We start from the raw sequence: 17000 nt of genomic DNA on the forward strand, positions 1-17000 counted from the left end.
CGCAACGATGGTCGGCTCGGGCTCGTCGAAGTTCGGATCGAACAGTGCGGTGATCTCGTTGTCGGGCTGCACAGTCATCGGGAGGACTCACCTTCGGTCGGCGTGAGGGCATGCGCGCTGCCGGCGGCGCGGGAAATGGTGGGAATGCGGACCGTGACGGTCTGGCCGGGCTTCGGTGGGCGGGTGCGTTCAGGTCGTTCCACGCGGCCCGGATCACCGAACGGACCGGGCGATCGGCGTTGACGAACTTCGTCACCCGCGCGGTGAGCGCGATGGTGATGACGATCATCACGACGAGGGACTTGAACCCCAGTGGCACGTGGACGACGGCGCGGGCGACGACGAAGACGGTGACCATGAACGCGGCCCCGAGCCCGAGCGCCGCGTACCGAATCCGGACCGGCAGGGTGAACCCGGTCGGGCCGAGGTAGTGCTGATCCACCCGGTGCAGCAGGTCGTCGTTGTCGATCACGGTCGGCTCCCGTCGATCGTCGGTCGGTGATCAGGCATGGCAGCTCAGACCACCCGGATCCCGAAGAGGCTCAGAATCCAGCGGTCGATGCCGGTCGTGGCGCTCTCACTGCTCGCGAGGGAGAAGAACGCGATACCGACGAGCGACAGGCTGCCGACGGTGAAGACCTTCGACAGGTTGCCGCGCAGGCCACCGAGGAGGACGACGCATGCGATCAGGGCGAGGATCGTGAAGACGATGTTGTCGCCGATCCATGCGCGCAGCCCGCCCGTGGTGACTTCGGTGTTCTGGGCGAGTACGTCGATGCCCGGGGTGGGGGTGGTCGCGAGGTCGACGACTGCGGACGTGAGGGACATGAGCACACTCCATCGCTGAGTTCGGTAGGTGCACCTGAATGTGGATGCGCACGACCGTAAGTCGATGTCGCTTTTCATCTCAACGGGGTGTCCGCGCCGGGATCGGGTCATCGACGCAGGCCAACGGAGCTGTGCGGCATCGGGAATGTCGATTCCCGCGACGGGCGCGCAGCGGCGGCGCGGCGGGAACCGCACGACCTCGATGGTCAGCCGGTAACCAGGCGGGTGAGGGGATTCCCGCGGTGATTCGCACGACGGGGCGGCCCGTGTGTCGGCGCGGTGATCAGGACCCTATGGGGCGCAGTGGTGTGCTCGCGTATAGGCGCCGTCGAGCGTCGAGGCTATGGGTACGTACACGGGCTCTACAAGCGTGAGGTCGGGCGGTGTGCGCACGCGGTGCAGACGGCGGCGTCGGAGACTGCGCCCAGACGGGCTGTCGCGGCAGGTCCGCAGCGAGCGGATCGAGCACCCAGTGAACCGGTGCGTGGAGAAAGCGCTCAGATGCGCGGTGAAAACGGCGCCGGATTCGGCTATGGATTTCGGCGGTGGATTCGACCGCCCGAAAATACGGCTCCCACGCCCACCCCCTCCGGGGGTCACTCCCCCCGGCGTTCCTTGGGGGGAGTGTAATCCAGAATTACGCTCAGCGCCAACGCTATTCGAAAGCGCCCATGTAGAACGCTATACGCGGTGCTCGAAGCAGTGCCGCGGCGAGCACTCACCGCCACGGGTGTCCACGCGTTCCGCAGCGCTCACAACACCGCTCGATCGAGCATGCGGAACCGCCCACAGAGGCGCGCGGCGAAGCGCTCGACAGAGCACTGCCGCGAGCGCTGAAAACAGCGCCTCACAGTGCCCCGTAGAGCACTCGGTGCACGCCCCGTAGAGCGCTCCAACGAGCGTGCCGAACAGCGCTCGAACGAGCGTGCCGAACAGCGCTCGAACGAGCGTGCCGAACAGCGCTCGAACGAGCGTGCCGAACAGCACTCGGCAGAGCACCCGGCGCAGCGGTCGACGGCCCGATGCAACCACCGTGCACGCGGGCGGTGAACAGAGCGCCCGTCAGGGTGCCAGCCGAACGCGGTGAAGGTTCGGGAAATCCGGCCTGCAGATCGTGCACGAGAGCGGTGTTCGTCGCACCACCGGGGGTGCGGCGCACGAGGGGACACCCCGTTGAGGAAAATCGCGGGTTTCTGTCACTGTGCTCAACGACGCCCCCGGACGGCGTTCAGGCTCGAAACGATCGAAAGGCACAGGCGGTGAGCGGAAATCACGACCCACTCGAGGACTGGTTGGTCGCGACGTGGCGCGATACCTTCGGCGATTCCGGCGGCGGTCGCGCCGGCCGGGTCGGCGCGGACGGTCAGCCGACGCGCATCCGCCGGTTTACCCCGCTCTCGCCGATCGCCGTCGCCGCCGCGGGCGTTGCCGTGTACTCCCTGTGTGTGGTGTCGGCGGCCGTCGGCAACGAGACGGTCGTCCGAGGTGCTGGCGAAGCTGCACGACTACCGGGCGCTGCTCGTTGCCGCCGCTGCCCTGCTCGTCATCGTCGACGTCCTGCGCCACCGCATGCACAGGTGGTCGCAGATGGTCGAATCGGTGGTCCGGCAGGCCACCGGGCACCTGCCGACGAAGATCGTGGTCTCGTTCTCGCCCGGGTGGCGTGTGATCCGCCGCGCGAGGATCACATTGCACCGTGGCACCGTCATTCGGCCCAAACAGTTCGAGGAGCTCTCCCGCACGATCGAGGCAGCCTTCCCCGCCACCGCACAGAGCGAGACCACGGTGCGGCACGTGGCGCACCGCGACCGCATCGTCATCACCCGAGAGTCGATCACCCCGGACACCCGCTCTGCCCGTCAGCGGACACTCCAGTCCGCGCTCGATGCGGCCTCGATGTTCACCGACCCGAGGGTGTCGATGAACGCCGGCGCCAGGGGCTTCCAGCTCAAAGTCGAGGAAGCCCTCGCCTCCCTGGCTGGGCAGCACGAGTCCGGCCGCAACTGGACCACCGACTGGTACCCCGACAAGGGCCACCTGGTGATGCGTCTGGTCACCGCGATGCCCTCGCGCGTGGACCACCCGCTCGCATTGATCGACGAGAACCTGCGCCACCTGCCGTATGCGACCGGTGCCGCGGACCGAATCATGTACTGGGACGTCTCCACCAGCTCCAACAAGCCGCACTGCCTGATCGTCGGCCCGACCGGGGGCGGCAAGACGTCGGTGATCCGCACCCTGCTGACCGAGGCCGCACGCCGCGGAGTTCCGTTCGTCGGCGTCGATCCGAAGATGATCGAACTCGACGGCCTGGAGGGCTACCCCGGCTGCGGCGCGATCATCTACGACGCGCTGCGTGCGGCGATGTTCGTGCGCGCGCTGCACACCGAGATGATGGCCCGCAACGCCTACATCCACCAGATGAAGATCGAGGGCTCGCAGCTGCCGCTGATGATCGCGGTGCTCGACGAGTTCTTCATCCTCTCCGGCAAGTGGCAGCGCCTGGCCAAGACCGGCGACGACGAGACCCGCGAGCAGCTCAAAGAACTCGACCCTCTCGGGGCGTGGGCCGACCTCGCCGTGCTCGCCCGTTCGGCCGGTATCCGGCTGCTGCTCGGGGTGCAGCGCCCCGACGCCAGTTTGTTCGGCGGCGCATCCGGTAACGCGCGCGACAACTTCGGTACCCGCATCAGCCTCGGCAACCTCTCGCAGGACGGTGCGCTGATGATGTGGGGCGACTCCACCGTCGGCCGCGAGGTCGACACCTCCGTCAAGGGCCGCGGCATCGCGCTCGGTGACGACGGCAACCCCGTCAACGCGCAGATGTGGTGGACCCCGAACGTCGACCGCCACCCCAACAAGTGGAACCAGCTCGCCGAGCGTGAGAAGGCGATCATCGACGGCCTCCTGCCCACCGAGGCCCCGCAGTTCACCTGCTACTCGCAGGAGCTGGCCTCGTTCATCGAGTCCGAGCGCGCCCTGGCCACGCGGGCACGCAGGCACGGCCGCGCTCCCGCGCCGATCGTCCTCGGCGCGACCGCCACCGACGGGGACACGTCCACCGAGTCGCCGACTGTTAACGGCGCGCCCACCGGCGATGACGACTTCTCGGACGTCATTCCGGCCTCCGCAGTCCAGGCCGGCCAGACCGTCCTCGTCGACGACGACCACGGCGAACTCGTCCCCGTCACCGTCGACGCGGTCGACGTCCGCCGCGGCGCCACGGGCGAGGTCGTCGAGACCGTCCTCACCGTCGGCGCCGGCCGCGTGAAGACCCGCATCACCTTCGACACCACCGGCGTCGTCGTCCTCCCCGAAGCCGACCTCGTTGCCGCGTCGGCGTGACCCTCGTCGCCCGGATCCACCACCACCGAAAAGGGAGCATCCATGAGCCGCCGTATTTCCCAGTCGATCACCCCGACCACCGAGGATGTCGCCGCGCTGCGCGGACCGTTCGTCGCCAAGGGTGCGAACGACCCCGTGATCAAGGCGCTACGGGACTACTTCAAGGACTCGGTCCCCGCGTGGCTGGCCAAGCTCAGTGAGGAGCAGGAGCTGACCCGCGAGCGGCTCGCGGAAATCCGGGATGCCTCGTCGAAGCGTCCAGTCGTCATCGAAGCGCTGCCCGAGGGAGGCGCCCGCGACACGGCCCTGGCCGAGCTGGAGACGGCCGAGGCCGTCGTCGACGACATGGACACCGCACTGGCCGGCGCCGGCGCCTTCGGGGTCAGCTCACGATGACGCCCACTGTTGATGTCGAGATCACCTCCAAAACCACGGCATCGGCCACCCTGGCGGATGCCGACGTGCCTCCGATGGATCTGGAGGCGACCGAGAGCAAGACCCTGTCCACTGTCGTGCACGAGTTCCTGCACCACATGGCGCAGGCCCAGGGCGCCGACGTCGAGGTCGTCTACCGGACGGCGAAGGACACTCGGTTCCTGACCGTCGGACCGGACGGGACGGCCGCGGAACGCGCCCCGAGCATGCCCCTGCCGATCGCCGTGCCGACGGCACCCGAACAAGTCGTGGCGGAGCCGGTCTCCACCCCGCCCGGCGGGCCGGTGGTAGTTGGGGCCGAGCAGATCGCCTACGCGGCGGCCCCGCAACCCGCGGCGCCCACACGGGCCGCTCCGACAGAGCCGGTCACGGGCCCGCTGGACGTGCTCGGGCAGCTGTCCGCGCCCCGCGCGAACCCCGCGGCGAGCGACCCAGCCCGGCGCGGGGTGCGTGGCCGACTCAACGCCCTCCTCGGACTCGCGCTCGCACCCAAGTCGGACTCGCTCGAGATGCGACTGCGCGACGCGCAGACCACGATCGCCCGCCCGCTCCCCGAGGACGCCGTGGTCACCGTCGCCAACCTCAAGGGCGGCGTCGGCAAGACCCCGATGTCGATCGGCCTGGCCGAGACGTTGGCCGAGCACCGAGGCCCCGCCACCGTCACGTGCCTGGACCTCGGCGACGTCGGCGCCAGCTTCGCCGATCGCGTGGCCGTTCCCCCGGCCGCCGGCCAGGACGCGGCCAGCCTGGCCGGCATCGACCCCACGACCACCGACGCCCGGCCGTCCAGGCTCGCGCGGTTCCTGACCCGCCAGCCGGCCGGCTCCGACATCATCGCCGGCCGGGCCGGGGCCGACTCACCCCTGCGCTACGACGACGCCGCAGCGCTCGGGGCGATCCTCGGCCGGCACCGCGACGTCCTGGTCGCCGACACCGGCAACGCCAGCCACGCCGAGAGCTGGCGGTGGGCGATCACGGCCGCACACGCGGTGATCGTCCCGGTCCCGCTGCGCCGCGACGCCGCCGTGGCCGCCCAGCGCAAAGGAGCGATTTCGACCCGGCGCAGGGAGGGGTCCTGCGCCGGTGGTTCGAGGAGCGGGTGCTGCCGGTCTGCGCCGACCGTGTGTTGCCGTTCGATGTGCCGGCCGTACGGGTGCTGGCCACCTACCGGGTGCTAGAGCATGCGCCGTTCGGCGACGCTCTCATCGCCGCCGTCGCGCAGGCCGCCGAGATGACGGTGGTGACACGTAATACCAAGTACGTCGAGACGTTCGGTGTCCGCTGCGTCGACCCGTGGGAGCCGACCGTCTGACGGCCCCGTCGTCGACGGGTGCGGTTCGACTCGCCAGGCCATCCCCGGGTCGGGCCGGGCACAGAATTGTGAGTTGCGTTCCAGTGTTGTCGTTTTGCGTGATCGACACAGCTCGTCGGTGGAAGGACCCATCTACGGGGCTGGGAGGTCAGATGAACCTGCAGTACAACGCCGGACTCACCCTGGAGCAGCGGTGTCAGATCCGCCAGGCGCAGGGGTACGTCGATGATCACCGGTGAGAGAGATCGATGCAGCCGGCGAGGTCGCGCGGGATGTCCCGGAGGTGGAGATCCCGCATGAGGGGATCGACCGGGCCTGTGATGCCATCTCGATGTCGGCGGCGAGCATCGTGGACCCGGTGGTCGAGCAGATCGGGCCCGCTGTGATCGGAGGGGTGGTTGCCGGAGATGCCGGCGTCGGTTTCGGGCTGCCCGTTCATACTGGAGTATGATTGCAGTATGACGACGAGGTTCACGATCAGTTTGCCCGACGAGGACGCTCGCGTCCTCGACGCGTACGTTCGCGACCACGGTCTGGGTGGCCGGTCGGCGGGGATTCGAGCCGCGGTTCGGATGCTCGGAGAGGTGGGTCTCGAGCGCGATTACGCGGCGGCTTTCGTCGAGGGCGGTGTCGACGACGACTGGGACGTCACTTCGGCAGATGAGGAATGATCCGCCGGGGTCAGGTGCACTGGGTTGATCTTGATCCGGCGCAGGGTAGCGAAGCGGCCAAGCGTCGACCCGCTGTTGTGGTCAGTAATGATCGCGCCAACGCGACGGCGGAGCGGCTCGGCAAGGGGGTGGTCACTGTGGTGCCGTTGACGAGTAACACGGCACATGTGTTCGCGTTTCAGGTTCTCGTCGACCCTGACGAATCGGGTATGCCGCGTGAGTCGAAGGCTCAAGCGGAACAGGTTCGTTCGGTTTCGGTGCGTCGTCTCGACGGTGACCCGGTCGGGAAGCTCTCGACGAGAACGCGTACCGCGCTCGACGAGGCTCTGCGGCTGCATCTCGATCTGCACTGAGTCGCATCCCTGCGGTCGGTCTGACGGGTTCATCAGGTGGGCACCCGTCGCACTTTCGTGGCGGCCGTTCCGATCCCGCCGCGCGGCCCTGCCCACGGTGAACTCGGAGAAGTCCGCGAGAGGCGCAGCGCTCTCGACTCTTTTTCTCTTCTCGCCCGGGCCCCGGGTCTGGGAGGTCCGTGACAACCCGTCGAGGACCGATGTCGAGGACCGATGTCGGTGACGGTGTTGGCGATGAGCGGCGCGTTCGGGCGGGTGCAGACCGCCAGCGTCGATGCTGTGGTGTGCCCGGGCAGCGTGATCGCAGTGGCGGCTCTCCTCGCTCACGATGAGTGTCGCAGCGCTTCGCCGTGCGCCTGTTTCGCGGCGCGCACCGAGATCCGGTCGGGAGCGACGTGCTTCGGAGCCGCTGTGAGCCAGGATGTGCCGTCCCCGTCCGCCAGGAGCAGTTGCGCATCCCGTTGTCCGAGGCCGATTGCGGCGTCGATAAAGGCGCCGTCGAAGAGCAGGTAGCTGAGAAGGTCTCCTCGGCGGGCCCCGTCACCGCCGAGGAGCCGTCCCAGCAACGGCAGGTCCGGGTTCCGGATGGTGCGCAGTGCACCGCCCGGCCAGCGGTATCGGTCATCAAACGAGGTTGCGGCGAGGGCGCCGAGGGTACCGCGTTCCTCGGGGCCGAAGAACCGGTATGGCACATCGACATAGCGGCGTTGGCTGGCGCCGGTGCGGCGTCCGTCCGCGACGAGTTCGTTGATCTTGCCGAGCGTGCGGAGGTCTTCGACCATGCGGTCGACCAGGGCGGCGTCCAGCACCCGCACCATCATGTCGTCCACATCCGGTGGTCCCTGCTCCCCGCCGGTGGCCGGGGATACGGGGTACACCGCGGGGTGGGTCGCGACCACGATCAGCCGTCCGCAGCCCAGAGACAACGCCGGTTTGAGGGGAGCGTTCAGCCGGATCCCGCCGTCCGCGTACCAGCCGCGGGCAGTGTCGGGGGTGGAGACCTCGACCGCGGGGAACAATGCAGGAATCGCGGCGGAGGCGCGGACGTGCTCGGCGGTGATTCGCACTCCGAGGTAGTCGATCGGACGGGTGGTGTCCGACGGCGGTAGCGGGTCGGCACGGTTCCCGTCGACGAAGATCACCGTCCGGTTGGTCGCGGCGGAGGTCGTCACCACCGCCAGCGACGCCTTGCCGCCGTCGAGGTTGGCGGCGAGCTGTGTCCAATCGACCAACCGGTGCGCGGTCCGGGCCAGCGGTGCGGTGTCGACCAGGCTCGTCAGCCGCATCCCCGGTATTCGGCAGAGCTGACCGGCCCACCGGGCGATGGTGCCGGGCCCGGTCCGCAACAACGGCCGGAACACGTCGTCGATCTGAACGCTGCGCCACACCGCGAGCGCGGTGTCGGCTTGCTCGTCCGCCGGAAGGTGCGCGCCCGCGGCGAACAGGGTCGCATTGATTGCTCCGGCGCTGGTCCCGATGAACAGATCCGGTTCGTGGCCGGCGGATCGCAGGAATGGCACGACGACCGACAGCACGCCTGCCTCGTATGCCCCGCGCGCTCCGGCGCCGGCCACCACCACGGCGATCCGGGACGAATCGGGGCGATGCCCCCTGGCCGCACTTGACGGTGGATATTGCATGAGCGATCCTTTCCTTCGGCCGATCCCCGTCATTGCCGCCCCTCCGGCGGCGGCCGCCCGAGAGGCAGTGCCGGACGTGGCGCGGCGGCCGCCCGACAGACAGTGCCGGACGTGCAGCGGCACCGAATAGGACATGTTCGCGCCTGGCGTCCCGGCGAGGCCCGCCAGTTCAGTAATGACCGCTGGGGCGGCGGTTAAACCTGCCGTGGTAGCCCGGTCACCGTGTCGCGGGAAGGGGGCGCAGGATCGGCGGGAGGCGCTGATTCTGGGGATCGATTGCGGTCGAACTGGCAGTGCGCCACCTCGACCTGGTCGCTTCGAAAGCACACGGGGCTGGAATCTCCCGGCGCGAGCTGAACTGGATCTGATTGGATTACTGGTAGGGCCGAGGGGATGGTAGAACCTGGTGCAGTCGCTTGGGGAACTCGACGATCGCGCCGCGCTCGTTCCTCGCGTTGACGTCGGAGGTGGACCTGTCGACCACGGGCGGCGGAGCGAAGGTCGCGAAGTTCATTCTCGGTGCAGGTTGCGCTCACGGAAACTTGAATGAGGGGCGTTTTCGTTCAAGTAAAACCCCTGTTGCGTGAATGGCATCTGGTGCGTCAAGGCCTGTGATCAGGCGAGTTCACCGAGACGCTGCGGCGCCTGTCCTCGAGGGCGGTGTCGGATCGGCAGTGGTTCGAGTTCCTGTACGCCTGGTACCCGATGTCGGAGGAGCAGGGCCGCTCCCGCACGATCGCGACCGGTGTGCGTGAGGAGTTGGTGTTGATGTCCTCCGGTGTGGCCGGGGTGCTGCCGTACGGCGCCTTGGTCGATGGTCCGAGAGTGTCGTCCGACCGCTACGTCACCGTCGATCCGACGTGGCTTTCTCCCGAGTCGGTATCGCCGGTCTTCGGTGCGGGTTCATTGCAGAGGTGACGGGTTTAATGGCTTGGCCGGGTGCCGAGTCATACAAAATCTTGTATATTGGTGGTGGAAGAAGATCCAGTTCCTGGGTCCGCGCTGGAGGATCTTCGTGGATTCCCCGCTGCGGTTCGTCGTCGGTGCGGTTATCAACTCGACCGCGTTCAGCAGGGGCTCGCGCCGACGGACTGGAAACCGATGGTGAGTGTGGGTTCTGGTGTGCAGGAGATACGGGTACGCGATCGATCGGGAGCTTTCCGCGTCATCTACGTGGCGAAATTCGCAGACCGGGTGGGTTTCCTGCACTGCTTCCAGAAGAAGACTCAGAAAACGTCGGCGGCGGACTTGGCTCTCGCGACGAAGCGGTACCAGCAGGTGATAGCGGACGACAGGAATGGTGAGCGGTGATGAGCGATGAAATCTATGGCAGCGTATGGGATGCCATCGAGGACACTCCGCAGGAGGCGGAGAACATGCGACTGCGGTCGAATCTGCTGATCGCGCTGTCTCGGCGCATCGAGACCGAAGGATGGACCCAGAAAAACGCGGCCGCCCGGCTTGGTGTGACGCAGCCGCGGGTGTCGGATCTGATTCGCGGCAAGATCGACCTGTTCAGTCTGGATGCTTTGGTCAACATGGTCTCGGCCGCTGGACTCCACGTCGATATGACGGTGAGGGCGGCCGCGTAGCACCGGAGGCCTGACCCGAGGGCTGTACGGAGATTTCGGGTCGGACTTGTGGGCAACCTCAACGGCTGAATCTGCACCGCCCAAACACATCTGAACCCGGTCCGGAGGTCGGCACGGCCGATGATGGTGGGTGTGGATGAGGTAACCACCACCGGCGGGGTCGGGGCGGGGTTGGCGGATTTCGCTGGGGGTGTGCGTGGGTCTGCTGGTGGGTTCTTCTGTTATGTGCCGGCGGTGATGGTGTGGCAGCACTTTTTTCGTTGTTCCGCGACCTCGGGTGTATCCGCATGGTTCGTTTACGTCGTTCGGGTCGGATCCGCCGCCGGCCGGGTATTGGGTGAGTTGGGCGGCACGGGCGGTGCTGGTTGTGGTGTTCGGATTGGTGACGGTTTCGTGGCGGCCCGCCCGGTAGTTCGCTGTGCCGTTGGTAGTGCGCGTTCGTGCTGATGGCGGCAATGGTGGCGTGGATCTTCATGTCGATAGAGCCGTTCTTCACCCCCGACTGAACTTGCCATTCGGGTTGTTCGGTGTCGAGGGCGTCGGTGTGAGTGCGAGTGTATTCGGTTGTCGTTGAGGCGGATGGGGATGCGGTGGGCGGGGTCTGGGGTGGGCCTGTGGGCGAGTTCGCGTCTGGTGGTGCTCGCGCATCTCGCTGATGGGCAGGGATGCGAGGTCGGTGAGGATCTGAGCGATCCCCGCCCCGTCGGCGCACCCCGGACGCCGTCCGGTTCGACGAACGGGAGCAGCGACTGACCCAGCTCCCCGAACGTCGGCACGCGCACGCGAGCTGAACCGACAGGCAGGCGCACGTTCATTTCGCCGATTCGGCATACCGGGAGTGAACACCGACCGCCCCGTACCGGGAGGCAGTGGGGGCGTCTGGCGGTCGTGCAGGTCCGAGTGGGAACGGGGCGACATGGCATTGGTCGAGTTGTCCGCGTCGGAGGAGGGGGAGTGGGTGCTGCGGACCGCGGCGGCGTTCTGGCCGACGCCCCGATCTCGGCGGAGCAGCTGGCGCAGGTGGTGGGGCTCGATCCGGTGCGGCGGCGGTACCCCCGCCGAGGCGCTGATCTTGCTGGACTTCTTCCTCGGCGTCGACCGTCTGGCCCCGCCGGACGTACCTACCGGCAAGTAGTCGGCAGTTGCCGAAGATACTGACGGACAGGTGGATTGGCGCAGTTCTCCGTTATGGTGTACAACTTCATGAGCCAGTCAATGTGAAGCAGCTCACATCATCGGTGACGGGGAAACACAGGCATCATGCCCTGACTGTTCTCGTCGCCGGTGACCTTCGACGAAAGAGGACGCAGTGCCGACAGCCTCGACCCTCCGGACTACCCCGATCGCCGCACGCCCGCCCCGCGGTGGTGGGTCGATGAGCACCGCGGAGATCAAGTCGAGGATCGAGGCCATGTTCGCCGACCGCCGTCCGGTCGGCTCGTCGGTCGCACGCTAGAAACGAGGGGGAGACACCGTGAATGTGCTGTTGCTGATGATGTTGTTGGTGACCGCGTTCGCCGCGGTTGTGGCGATGCAGACCGACGAGCAGTCGAACTTCCGCCGCTGACCTGCGGGCCTTCGGAGTCCATCGAAACGACCGGGAAACTATCTCGTTCTGGCACGTCGTGTCGATGGAGTCGTCGAACGAGTCGAGCAGAGCGAACGCCGGATCATCCGTGGTCGGTCCCGGGTGGCCGTGTCTGCGGCCGGCCACCAACTATGGCCGCGAACAAGAACGAGCAGGCGCACCTGGATAGACCTCTCGGTCGACATTGCCGAGTTCTCGGCGTCGGCAGCTCACTTTTGAACCTTCGTGTGAAATTCTTGATAGATAACAGATTCTGACTACTCTGCTGGACCAGTTACGTGGACAGGCGGGGGTAGCAGGATCTCCCACGTCACGGGTACCTCGTGGTCGGGGCTCTGCTGGGACCAATAGCAGTGGGCGTGGTACGACGTCATCAGAGCGGTGCCGTGTGTACGAAGCAGATCCATGTTTGCCCGGAACCCGTCGTGAGCGGTCTCCACTTGCCAGATGGTCGCGGTGCCCGCTGGGTCGAATGCGGTACGGAAGGCGTGGGCTTGTTCCAGTGTGTCCACGGCGAAGGCGGATTGGAAGCGAGAGGGCGCGGTCGGATAGTGCGCACGACGCACATTTTCCCAGATCAGCTCGATTGAGTGGTCGGTGACCTGAAAGAGAACATCCCCGTTGACGAAGTTGTTTCACCGTGGGCTGCAACGCCGTCCGGGAACAGCACGTCGAGGTGTCGTTGCAGATGTGAGGGGTTCACATCGTCGTACCGGGTGAGTCCGAGGGTTTGTCCCTTGTGCAGGGTTCCCCGTCGATCGACGGTGTAGAAACGCGGCATTTCACAAGCCTCTCGTGCAATCGATAGTAGGTAGTTTCAGCATCCGGGTTGGCCCGTCGAAATGTACGCAGGCATGGGTGGACGGCAGGCGCCTTCGAGCCGACTCACCTCGGCCGACCGGTATGGCGAGTCGCTAGGAGTACACGCCGAGATCGTAGCGATCGACACGAACGAGCTGAGCTGCGTCCATGCCCGGGCCTCGGCGCCCATGGACGCGGCCGACTCGCCGCTGATGTCTTCGACACAGAGTTTGTCAGCGGTTCTGTCCGGAGATCACCGACCTCTGGAATATCTGAACTAGTTCTGATGTAATGGTGGGTATGAGCAAGTCGACCGCCACCGCCACGTTCTCCGATTTCTTACGGGCACCGAATGATGTTCTCGGCGCGCTCGAGGACAACGGTGAGGTCGTGCTCACGCGCCGGAATGCCCCGGCTCTGCGGCTGACCCAAGAGTCGACGAGCCGCGCCGAATTGAGCACTCTCGGCGTCGTCGGGCAGCTCTTCGCCGCCTCTCTCGACGAGGCGGCCCTCGATCGCGTCGCCTCCCGCCTCGCCGTCGCATTGCCGTGGATCGGGATGCTGCCGACCGCATTGCACGCCGAGTTCGTCGCAGCGTTCCAGGACACTGCCCGTGCCTGCATCGCGGTGGCCCGCTTCGACCGACTCGCGATCTTGCTGGAAGCGTGGCAGGCCACCGCGGAGGCGTACGCCGACCCGCGCCTGACCGCCGACGGTTCCGACCTGGAGTACCTCGAGGTCCCTGAGGTGGTCGTGGCGCCGGATCTCGACGCGTGAGCAGGAAAGGCGGCGCGGTTTCCCGCCCAATCAAACGCGCCGAGTGGCAGATCGTGTTCGCCACTCGTGACGCGGAGAAGGGCTGGACCGATCTGCTGGCCACTGCACGCAACGCCACGGTCGATGCGTGGGACACCCTCACCCGAGAACCGACGGTAGAGACGCGGCGGCTGTATCAACTCAAAGGCGACTACGCCTGCGGGACGTACAACGGGCAGAACTACGCCCGATACCAGTACAAGGTGACCGATGGTGGGCGGATCTGGTTCTTTGTCGATCCTGCACAGAAGGGCGCCAAGATCGCGGGCCGGGTCCTGCTCGAACGCTGCGAACCCGGCCACCCGAAGGAAACCGAATAGGTCACGCCCAGGTATGGGCCTGCGCGCGTTGGCGTCTGCCCGTTCTTCCTGGCGGGCGTGGGTCCCGGCACGCCCACAGGGCCGTGTCCAGCTCCCAGGCACGCCCCCAGCGGCGAGCCCACCCGGTTCCTGATCCGGCCCCGATCCGGTCATGATCGGGACTCCGGGAGCAGGCAGAACCTGGACCGGGAACCGGCACGGCAGTATCGGCGGCATGGTGGAGATGCTGCCGTGGCCTGCGTGCGTGATGCGGGGGTGTGGTCCTGCTGCTCGTGGGGTGCAGTGATCGCTCGATCAGCGGCGCGAGCGGATAGGTGCAGACGCGGAAGCTTCCCGATCGGTGAAGCAGAATGGGGTGCCATGGACGATGTGGAGTTGGTCGAGCAGGTGCGGCGGCGTTGGGAGCAGGGTGTCCCGCCGAAGGTGATCGCGCGTGCTCTGGGTGTGCGGCCGTCGGTGGTGGCGCCGTTGGTGCGACGAATCGCTGCCGAGGCCGAGGCGTCCCGAGGCTTGGGGCGGGTGCTGGGGTGCTGGGTCAATTGTGGCTGGAGTGTCGGGCTGGGCCTCGAGGGTCGTCCGGAGTGGGCGAAGCTGGATGCTCCCGCCGGTGAGGCCGAAGGCTTCGCGCAGGTGTTGGTGGCACGTGAGGGGCGGCGTGGTCGGGCGACGCTGCGGGGCTACCTGGCTGACGTGCACTGCCTGGGGGTGAAGAACGCCCGTGATCCCGAAACCATGGATGCGGGCAGGATCCCCACCGCCATCCGCACGTACTACGCGGCGTTCGACCGTCCTGCGGTGGAGATTCCGATCGAACTCGGCCGCGAACTGATCCTGGGGGCGGTGCAGTATGCGCGGGGGCTCGGTTTCGAGCCCGCCGGCGCCTTCGATGAGGATGCCGCCGCGTTCCTGGGTGAGTGGGACGGGCCGGGTCGGATCGAGTTCGGTAGGGACGGTCAGCCGTTCTACCTCAACGGGCCCTACGACAATCCGGCTGCCGTCATTGCGACTCTCGAGCGGTCCGTGGGTGCGGGGAACTTCCACGTCTCGGTGGCCGTGGGGCCGATGTGACCGCCACGGACAAACCCCGATGTGGAGGGGAACGTCCGACTTCATGGGCCGTAGGCCGAGCAACAGCCAACGCCGCTCTCTGTGCTTGCGTCGATCTCCGTAGTCTGTCGATTGCCTGGTTGTGCGGTGGCTCGACTTGTCTCTCATTCGATCGTTTCTGCGACACGAATGCACCCCGGGACGGCCACGGTGGTCATGGTGGGTCGTCGGGAACCGCCCAGAGACCCGAGCCGGACTGTCGGCCGGTGTCGGGGATCAGTGCCCGGAGCCGGGCGGCGTCGTCGCGCAGTGCTTTCTGCAGGTGGGGGCGGAAGTCCTCGGCGACGTCTGGTGGTAGTGGGCAGCCGTGGTGTACGAGGGCGGCGGTGTTCTCGATGAGCCGCGCCGCTCGCGTGAGGAGGGGCTCCGGCACTCGGACGGTGGGGAGGTCGCCGGCGTGGTCTCGGGTCAGGACGCCGAGGGTGGAGATCAGTGCCATCGCTGGTGCCGGCTCGTGGGGATCCTTGTCGACGCCGGCGAGGGCGGCCGCCTCGACGAGGGCGGCGATCGTCGCACCGAGGGTGGGCAGGGGCATGGGTATGGTGCGGGGCAGTGTCAGCAGGTCGGCGCCGGGTGCCTCTTCTTTGATGCTCAGGGCCAGTTCGCGGGCGAGGGTGCGCAGTGTGTCGTGGTCGAAGTACTGGCGGGCGGTGCGTTCGGTGATGCGCATCTGTTCCGCTACGGCGGCGACTCGGTCGGTGAGCAGGGCCTCGAGTCGGTCGGTGGGGACGGTCAGACCGATGCGTGCCAGCTCCTCGCCGAGGGTGGACGCCGTGGTGCTCACCCACGATGATGGTCGCGGCATCGAGGCCTCCTGATCTGAGCGTTCCACCACACCTGGTCTGTCTACCAGTCCGCCCGCGGTGGCGGCGGCAGGCGACTGGAAACGTCAGGACCCGGACCCACCCCGCGGTCCGCTCCAGCGCGAAGTGACGGGTGCGCCGGGGGAGGTCACTGATCGATCGAGGCTCCATTCGTTGGATCAGCTCTGGTTCCGACGCCGCCGGTGTCGAGTCGTACGTTTCCGGCCTGAGCTGGCGTGGGAAAGCGGGGAATTCATCCAGCCAAAATGGTATAGTTTCTATACATGTCTGGGTTTGAGTTCGATCCGAACAAGAGCGAAGCGAACCTGGCCAAGCACGGCATCGATTTTCTGTCGGCGCAGGCACTGTGGCGAGATCCGCACCGGCTCGAGGTGCCCGCGAGAACTACGGATGAGCCGAGGTGGCTGGTGATCGGTGTGATTGACGGAAAATGGTGGTCCGCGGTGGTGACCTATCGTGCGGACCGGACCCGGATCATCTCGGTTCGGCGCTCACGTGATGGAGAGGTGGCGCTTTATGAGAGCTGACGAGTTCGACGAGCGTTTTGATGCCGGCGAGGACGTGACGTTCGCGCTCGATACGGCCCGGGCCCGGCGCCCGGGCGAGGAGCAGCGGCGTGTCAACGTCGACTTCCCGGCGTGGATGATCGCGGAGTTGGATCGTGAGGCGACTCGTCTCGGGGTTACCCGGCAGTCGCTGATCAAGGTGTGGATCGCCGAGAGGCTCGAACGCAACGGCTCAACGGCCGCCTGATCCTGCCGCGGTGGCGTGGCGGTACCGAGGGCTCGATCGGTGGACTCGGCTCGGTGGTCTCGGTGTGGGGGCGGGAGTTCCGTCGCCGCGAGTTGGCCCCCATATGGGCGAAGGAGCCTATGTCGGTGCACATTTCGATTCCTGGTCGAGCACCGGCGACCGGGTGGGGGGAGTCGGATCGGTTCACCACGGATGATCTGGTTGCGGTGACGTTTTCTGTCGGCGGGAGGTCCCGCCGAGGGCGCCGCGGGCGATCCTGGTGTCGCTTGTCAGGGTGATGGGACCACCTCGTTGCCACGAGCATGGGACCACCCGAAGGTGGCATCGAGCATCGACCTCGCCTTCTGAACTGTCAACCACGCCATGCCCCAGACGGGTGCGTTGCCGGTAGGGCGGGCCCTCGATGACGAGGGTGTGCGCCGAGGAGGTGAGCCGGTCGATCGCAGACTGCGCCAGCAGGGCGTCGGTGGTCATCGACAGCCACTCTGGGGCCCTATTCGAGGAGACGATCGTCGCCTTGCGTCGATGACGCTCCACGACCAACTGGTAGAAGTCGTTGGTCTCGGTCGCGTCCAGGGGCCGCAACGCGAAATCGTCGAGTAATCCCGACCCCGG

The 17000-nt window shown here is 67.0% G+C and carries 19 protein-coding genes and 3 pseudogenes; 17 read left to right on the top strand and 5 right to left on the bottom strand.

Annotated features, from left to right (window positions below):
• Window positions 1-74: 74 nt before the first annotated feature.
• Together JWS14_RS40545 and JWS14_RS40550 are read right to left on the bottom strand one after the other, a co-directional pair.
• Window positions 75-472 (bottom strand): annotated as a pseudogene (locus tag JWS14_RS40545) (hypothetical protein).
• Window positions 473-516: 44 nt separating this feature from the next.
• Entirely contained in the window at window positions 517-828 is a 312-nt protein-coding gene (locus JWS14_RS40550; RefSeq protein WP_206015804.1) for a hypothetical protein, read from the bottom strand.
• Window positions 829-2087: 1259 nt separating this feature from the next.
• On the opposite strand from JWS14_RS40550, the pseudogene JWS14_RS40555 reads away from it, so the two are divergent.
• The 7 genes and pseudogenes from JWS14_RS40555 (at window position 2088) to JWS14_RS40585 (ending at window position 6944) form a co-directional block, all read left to right on the top strand.
• Window positions 2088-4173 (top strand): annotated as a pseudogene (locus tag JWS14_RS40555) (type IV secretory system conjugative DNA transfer family protein).
• A gap of 42 nt (window positions 4174-4215) precedes the next feature.
• Window positions 4216-4569: a hypothetical protein gene (locus JWS14_RS40560; protein WP_206015805.1), complete on the top strand. Its 354-nt coding sequence runs from the start codon at window positions 4216-4218 to the stop codon at window positions 4567-4569.
• The gene (locus JWS14_RS40565; RefSeq protein ID WP_241031623.1) at window positions 4566-5786 is read left to right on the top strand and encodes a ParA family protein; all 1221 of its coding nucleotides are present in this window, start codon (window positions 4566-4568) and stop codon (window positions 5784-5786) included. Before JWS14_RS40560 ends, JWS14_RS40565 begins: the two co-directional genes overlap by 4 nt.
• Complete coding sequence (locus JWS14_RS50575) at window positions 5780-5920, top strand: hypothetical protein (protein WP_241031624.1); 141 nt, start codon at window positions 5780-5782, stop codon at window positions 5918-5920. The genes JWS14_RS40565 and JWS14_RS50575 overlap by 7 nt, the downstream gene beginning before the upstream one ends.
• Window positions 5921-6155: 235 nt before the next feature.
• Entirely contained in the window at window positions 6156-6371 is a 216-nt protein-coding gene (locus JWS14_RS40575; RefSeq protein WP_095864308.1) for a hypothetical protein, read from the top strand.
• A 7-nt stretch (window positions 6372-6378) separates the two neighbouring features.
• Entirely contained in the window at window positions 6379-6591 is a 213-nt protein-coding gene (locus tag JWS14_RS40580) for a ribbon-helix-helix domain-containing protein (protein WP_095864309.1), read from the top strand.
• A complete protein-coding gene (locus tag JWS14_RS40585; protein ID WP_206015806.1) occupies window positions 6588-6944 on the top strand; it encodes a type II toxin-antitoxin system PemK/MazF family toxin in 357 nt (118 codons plus the stop codon). Before JWS14_RS40580 ends, JWS14_RS40585 begins: the two co-directional genes overlap by 4 nt.
• 323 nt (window positions 6945-7267) lie before the next feature.
• On the opposite strand, the gene JWS14_RS40590 is transcribed toward JWS14_RS40585, so the two are convergent.
• Complete coding sequence (locus JWS14_RS40590; protein ID WP_206015807.1) at window positions 7268-8584, bottom strand: patatin-like phospholipase family protein; 1317 nt, start codon at window positions 8582-8584, stop codon at window positions 7268-7270.
• A gap of 660 nt (window positions 8585-9244) precedes the next feature.
• Between JWS14_RS40590 and JWS14_RS40595 the strand changes: the two genes are divergently transcribed.
• The 8 genes from JWS14_RS40595 to JWS14_RS40635 all read left to right on the top strand — a co-directional run bounded on the left by JWS14_RS40595 (window position 9245) and on the right by JWS14_RS40635 (window position 14769).
• Entirely contained in the window at window positions 9245-9502 is a 258-nt protein-coding gene (locus JWS14_RS40595; protein WP_206015808.1) for a hypothetical protein, read from the top strand.
• A 51-nt stretch (window positions 9503-9553) separates the two neighbouring features.
• Window positions 9554-9895: a type II toxin-antitoxin system RelE/ParE family toxin gene (locus JWS14_RS40600; protein ID WP_206015809.1), complete on the top strand. Its 342-nt coding sequence runs from the start codon at window positions 9554-9556 to the stop codon at window positions 9893-9895.
• A complete protein-coding gene (locus tag JWS14_RS40605; protein WP_072950595.1) occupies window positions 9895-10176 on the top strand; it encodes a helix-turn-helix domain-containing protein in 282 nt (93 codons plus the stop codon). The genes JWS14_RS40600 and JWS14_RS40605 overlap by 1 nt, the downstream gene beginning before the upstream one ends.
• A gap of 916 nt (window positions 10177-11092) precedes the next feature.
• Entirely contained in the window at window positions 11093-11311 is a 219-nt protein-coding gene (locus tag JWS14_RS40610) for a hypothetical protein (protein WP_095864313.1), read from the top strand.
• Between the two features lie 174 nt (window positions 11312-11485).
• On the top strand, window positions 11486-11632 hold the full coding sequence (locus tag JWS14_RS40615) for a hypothetical protein (RefSeq protein WP_179377730.1): 147 nt from the start codon (window positions 11486-11488) through the stop codon (window positions 11630-11632).
• A 1233-nt stretch (window positions 11633-12865) separates the two neighbouring features.
• Window positions 12866-13342: a hypothetical protein gene (locus JWS14_RS40625; protein ID WP_206015810.1), complete on the top strand. Its 477-nt coding sequence runs from the start codon at window positions 12866-12868 to the stop codon at window positions 13340-13342.
• Window positions 13339-13701, top strand: coding sequence for a hypothetical protein (locus tag JWS14_RS40630; protein WP_206015811.1), 363 nt, complete (start codon window positions 13339-13341; stop codon window positions 13699-13701). The genes JWS14_RS40625 and JWS14_RS40630 overlap by 4 nt, the downstream gene beginning before the upstream one ends.
• A 360-nt stretch (window positions 13702-14061) precedes the next feature.
• A complete protein-coding gene (locus tag JWS14_RS40635) occupies window positions 14062-14769 on the top strand; it encodes a hypothetical protein (RefSeq protein ID WP_206015812.1) in 708 nt (235 codons plus the stop codon).
• A gap of 193 nt (window positions 14770-14962) precedes the next feature.
• Here the strand turns inward: JWS14_RS40635 and JWS14_RS40640 are convergent, their stop codons facing one another.
• The gene (locus tag JWS14_RS40640; protein WP_241031626.1) at window positions 14963-15613 is read right to left on the bottom strand and encodes a hypothetical protein; all 651 of its coding nucleotides are present in this window, start codon (window positions 15611-15613) and stop codon (window positions 14963-14965) included.
• A gap of 282 nt (window positions 15614-15895) precedes the next feature.
• Between JWS14_RS40640 and JWS14_RS40645 the strand changes: the two genes are divergently transcribed.
• Entirely contained in the window at window positions 15896-16159 is a 264-nt protein-coding gene (locus JWS14_RS40645; protein WP_072950613.1) for a BrnT family toxin, read from the top strand.
• Complete coding sequence (gene brnA / locus JWS14_RS40650; RefSeq protein ID WP_072950616.1) at window positions 16149-16385, top strand: type II toxin-antitoxin system BrnA family antitoxin; 237 nt, start codon at window positions 16149-16151, stop codon at window positions 16383-16385. Before JWS14_RS40645 ends, brnA begins: the two co-directional genes overlap by 11 nt.
• A gap of 366 nt (window positions 16386-16751) precedes the next feature.
• Here the strand turns inward: brnA and JWS14_RS40655 are convergent.
• Window positions 16752-16988, bottom strand: a pseudogene (locus JWS14_RS40655) (ATP-binding protein); the annotation flags it as partial.
• Window positions 16989-17000 lie beyond the last annotated feature (12 nt).

The sequence above is a fragment of the Rhodococcus koreensis genome (genome assembly GCF_017068375.1).
Classification (GTDB): Bacteria; Actinomycetota; Actinomycetes; order Mycobacteriales; family Mycobacteriaceae; genus Rhodococcus_F; species Rhodococcus_F koreensis.